General features: G+C 70.6%; 1 protein-coding gene and 3 pseudogenes. 1 reads left to right on the top strand and 3 read right to left on the bottom strand.

Going from position 1 to position 4366, the window contains the following annotated elements; genetic code table 11:
• Positions 1-97: 97 nt before the first annotated feature.
• A pseudogene (locus CV755_RS34005) lies at positions 98-728 on the top strand (TetR/AcrR family transcriptional regulator).
• Between the two features lie 109 nt (positions 729-837).
• Here the strand turns inward: CV755_RS34005 and cimA are convergent.
• The 3 genes and pseudogenes from cimA to CV755_RS33990 form a co-directional block, all read right to left on the bottom strand.
• Positions 838-2445, bottom strand: coding sequence for a citramalate synthase (gene cimA / locus CV755_RS34000; RefSeq protein WP_109278018.1), 1608 nt, complete (start codon positions 2443-2445; stop codon positions 838-840).
• A 281-nt stretch (positions 2446-2726) separates the two neighbouring features.
• Positions 2727-4036, bottom strand: a pseudogene (locus tag CV755_RS33995) (MFS transporter).
• A gap of 103 nt (positions 4037-4139) precedes the next feature.
• Positions 4140-4366 (bottom strand): annotated as a pseudogene (locus CV755_RS33990) (branched chain amino acid aminotransferase); the annotation flags it as partial.

The raw sequence follows: 4366 nt of genomic DNA, 5'->3' as shown, positions 1-4366 counted from the left end.
GGGGGAAGTCATGGGCCCATAAAAGCGATACCGAGACAGAAACGCAACTCGGTAACGAAAGTATCCGAGTAATGGTGCGGCTGGTAGGCTCCGTGCCATGACCGAGGGACTGCGTGAGCGCAAGAAGCGGCGCACCCGGCAGACGCTGTCGGAGACCGCCATCGCGCTCTTCCTGGAGCACGGCTTCGACCGGGTGTCGGTGGCGGATGTGGCGGCCGCGGCGGAGGTGTCCAAGCCGACGCTGTTCCGCTACTTCCCCAGCAAGGAGGACCTCGCCCTGCACCGCATCGCCGACCACCAGGGCGAGGCGGCCCGGGTGGTGCGCGAACGGCCCCCCGGCCACTCGCCACTGGCCGCCCTGCGCACCCACTTCCACACCGGGCTCGACGCCCGGGAGCCGGTCACCGGGCTGTGCGACATCCCCCAGGTGATGGCCTACCGGGACCTGCTCTACGGCACCCCCAGCCTGGCGGCCCGGCTGACCGCCTATGCCGCGGTGGACGAGCGCGCCCTGGCCGAGGCCATCCAGCAGACCGCCGGCTCGGACGAGCGTCTGATAGGGCGCCTGGCAGCGCCAGATSGTSYCGGTKCAKYACCTGCTGGCCCGGGACAACTGGCGGCGGCTGTCCACGGGCCAGGACCCCGCGGAGATGCTGCGCGAGGCCCACCGGGAAGCCGACACCGCCTTCGACCTGCTGGAGAGCGGCCTGTCCCGGCGGCTGGGGTAAGGGGCACCCCGCCAGGGCACGGGGCTCCSTTCGCCCTGCGGCTCCGCCGGGTGGGCGCGACCGGMCMCCCACMCCCCSGCCCCCCGGGCGCCCGGAAACGCGCCCCGGTTCACTCCAGCGGCTCGACCCCCGCCCGCCACAGCCCATACGCATAGGCGTCGTCCAGCGCCTGCCAGGACGCGGCGATCACATTCTCGGCGACCCCCACCGTGGACCACTCCCCCTGCTCGTCCCCGGTGGAGACCAGCACCCGGGTGATGGAGCCGGTGCCCCGCGAGCCCTCCAGGATGCGGACCTTGTAGTCGGTCAGCCGCAGCGCGGCCAGCTGGGGGTAGATCCGCTCCAGGGCCGAACGCAGCGCCCGGTCCAGGGCGTTGACCGGACCGTTGCCCTCCGCGGTGGCCACGATCCGCTCCCCCTTGGCCCAGAGCTTGACGGTGGCCTCATTGGCATGGGTGCCATCCGGGCGGTCCTCCACGATCGCCCGCCAGGACTCCACCCGGTAGTAGCGCAGCGCCCGTCCGGCCACCTCCTCGCGCAGCAGCAGCTCGAAGGAGGCATCGGCCGCCTCATAGGTGTAGCCACGTGCCTCCCGTTCCTTGACGCGCTCCACCACCCGGCCGATCAGCTCCCGGTCGCCGCCCAGCTCGATGCCCAGTTCCTTGCCCTTGAGCTCCACCGAGGCCCGGCCGGCCATGTCGGAGACCAGCATCCGCATGGTGTTGCCCACCAGTTCGGGGTCGATGTGCTGGTACAGGTCCGGGTCCACCTTGATCGCGGAGGCGTGCAGCCCGGCCTTGTGGGCGAAGGCCGAGAGCCCCACATAGGGCTGGTGGGTGGCGGGCGTGAGGTTGACGACCTCGGCGATGGCGTGCGAGATACGGGTCATCTCCGTCAACTTGCCTTCCGGCAGCACCCGTCGGCCGTACTTCAGTTCCAGCGCGGCGACCACCGGGAAGAGGTTGGCGTTGCCGACCCGTTCGCCGTAGCCGTTGGCGGTGCACTGCACATGGGTGGCCCCGGCGTCCACCGCGGCCAGGGTGTTGGCCACCGCGCAGCCGGTGTCGTCCTGGGCGTGGATGCCCAGCCGGGCGCCGGTGTCGGCGAGCACCGTCCGTACCACGGCGCCCACTTGGGCCGGCAGCATGCCGCCGTTGGTGTCGCAGAGCACCACCACCTCGGCGCCCGCGCCGGCCGCGGTGCGCACCACCTGCGCGGCATAGCCGGGGTTGGCCCGGTAGCCGTCGAAGAAGTGCTCACAGTCCACGAACACCCGGCGCCCATGCGCCCTGAGATGGGCCACGGTGTCGCGCACCATGGCCAGGTTCTCCTCCAGCGTGGTGCGCAGCGCCAGTTCCACATGCCGGTCATGGGACTTGGCGACCAGGGTGATCACCGGCGCTCCGGAGGCGAGCAGCGCGGCCACCTGGGGATCGTCCTCGGCCCGTACCCCGGCCCGGCGGGTGGCGCCGAAGGCCACCAGCCGGGCATGGCGGAAGTCGATCTCCCTGGCGGCCCGTTGGAAGAACTCGGTGTCCCTGGGGTTGGCCCCGGGCCAGCCGCCCTCGATATAGCCCACGCCGAAGTCGTCCAGGTGCCGGGCGATGGTCAGTTTGTCGGCGACGGTGAGGTTGATCCCCTCACGCTGGGCGCCGTCACGCAAGGTGGTGTCGAAAACATGGAACGCGTCGTCGGGCCCCTGCGGTGCCTGGGTCATCTGCTGTGACTCCTGTCGGGATCTCGGTCTACCGGAATAACCGGTTCCACCGTCCTCCGGTGACCCCGCGCGCTGGTGTCTCCCCGCCTGGTGGGCCGGGAAACAAGAAGACCTCTCGCGGGTGCGAGAGGTCTGCGCGCGGGTCGTGGGACACGGTGGCCGCGCCGTTACGGGTGGTACGGGGCGGTCACTGCGGACCGGCGCGCCTGCTGCCGGTAATCATGGCCAGCGGGAGCATAAGGGCATGCTGCCACGAGGGGCCGCCCCGGCGGCGGACCGTCTCACGATGCGGGCACCGCGTCCGGCCGGGCCGGCTCCGTCTCGTCCCGCCCCACCCGCTTGAGGTCGATGTCCCGGGTCTCGCGCATGGTGAGGTAGACCACCAGGGAGACCGCCGCACAACCCGCCACATACCAGTAGTAACCGGACTCCATGCCGCCCTTCTTGAACCACAGCGCCACATACTCGGCCGTCCCGCCGAACAGCGCGGTGGCCAGGGCGTAGGGCAGGGCGACGCCCAGCGCCCGGATCCCGGTGGGGAACAGCTCGGCCTTCACACAGGCGTTGATCGAGGTGTAGCCGGTGACGATCACCAGCCCCAGCAGGGACAGCCCCAGGGCCGGCCAGAAACCGCCCGCGTGCTTCAGCAGCGTCATGATCGGCACGGTGAGGAAGGTGGCGCCCACCGCAAAGGTGATCAGCAGCGGGCGGCGGCCGATCCGGTCCGAGAGCGCGCCTGCCAACGGCTGCAGCGCCGCGAAGACCACCAGGGCGCAGAAGCTCACCAGGCTGGCGGTCGGCTTGGCCATCCCGGCGCTGTTGGACAGGTACTTGGTGAGATAGGTGGTGTAGGTGTAGTACGCCACGGTGCCACCCATGGTCAGGGCCACCACCAGCAGCGCCTCGCGCTTGTGCCGCAACAGGGCCCGGATGGTGCCCCGTTCGTCCGCCGCGGCGCCGCTCTCCTGGTACGCCTCGGTCTCCAGCATGCTGCGCCGCAGATAGAAGATGACGGCCGCGCCGGCCGCGCCCACCACAAAGGGGATCCGCCAACCCCAGTCGGTCAGCTGGGACTTGGTCATTGTGTGCTGGAAGAGGATCTGCAGCCCCAGGCCCAGGATCTGCCCGGCGGTCATGGAGACATACTGGAAGCTGGAGGCGAAACCGCGCCGGCCCGGGGCGGAGGCCTCGGTGAGATAGGTGGCGCTGGCCGCGTACTCCCCGCCCACCGACAGCCCCTGCAGCAGCCGGGCCACCAGCAGCACCGCCACCCCGCCGTAGCCGGCCACCGCATAGGTGGGGGCGAGGGCGATCAGCACCGCCGAGGTGGACATCAGGCTGACGGTCAGCGTGAGCGCCGCCTTGCGGCCCCGCCGGTCCCACSCCGCCCCAGCAGCCAGCCGCCCACCGGGCGCATAAAGAAGCCGACAGCGAAGATGCCGGCGGTGTTCATCAGATTGGCGGTGTCATTCCCCTTGGGGAAGAAGGAGTTGGCGAAGTAGCTCGCGAAGACCGCGTAGACGAACCAGTCGAACCACTCGACCATATTGCCGGCCGAGCCGATCCAGATCTTCTTCCAGTGCGCGTCCATGCGGATCACCGTCGTGGACGGCGACCCGCACGGCAAGGGGCCGAGCCACAACGATCACGCGTACTTGCGTGCGTTGCGGTCGGTGCGCCCCCTGGGGACGCGGCTAGCGGCCCAGCCGGTGCATCCAGCCGTGGACGTCCTCCGCGGCCCCGGTCTGGATCTCCAGCAGCGCCCTGCGCAGCTTCATGGTGACCTCGCCCGGCTCTCCGTCGGCGACGGTCCAGCCGCCCCGGGCGGACTTCACCGCGCCAACCGGTGTGATCACGGCGGCGGTTCCGCAGGCGAAGACCTCGGTCAGCGAGCCGTCGGCGGCTGBVTKCTTCCAGTCCT

The organism is Streptomyces orinoci (assembly GCF_003121295.1).
Taxonomy (GTDB): domain Bacteria; phylum Actinomycetota; class Actinomycetes; order Streptomycetales; family Streptomycetaceae; genus Streptomyces; species Streptomyces orinoci.
This window is presented reverse-complemented; position numbering and strand designations above follow the sequence as displayed.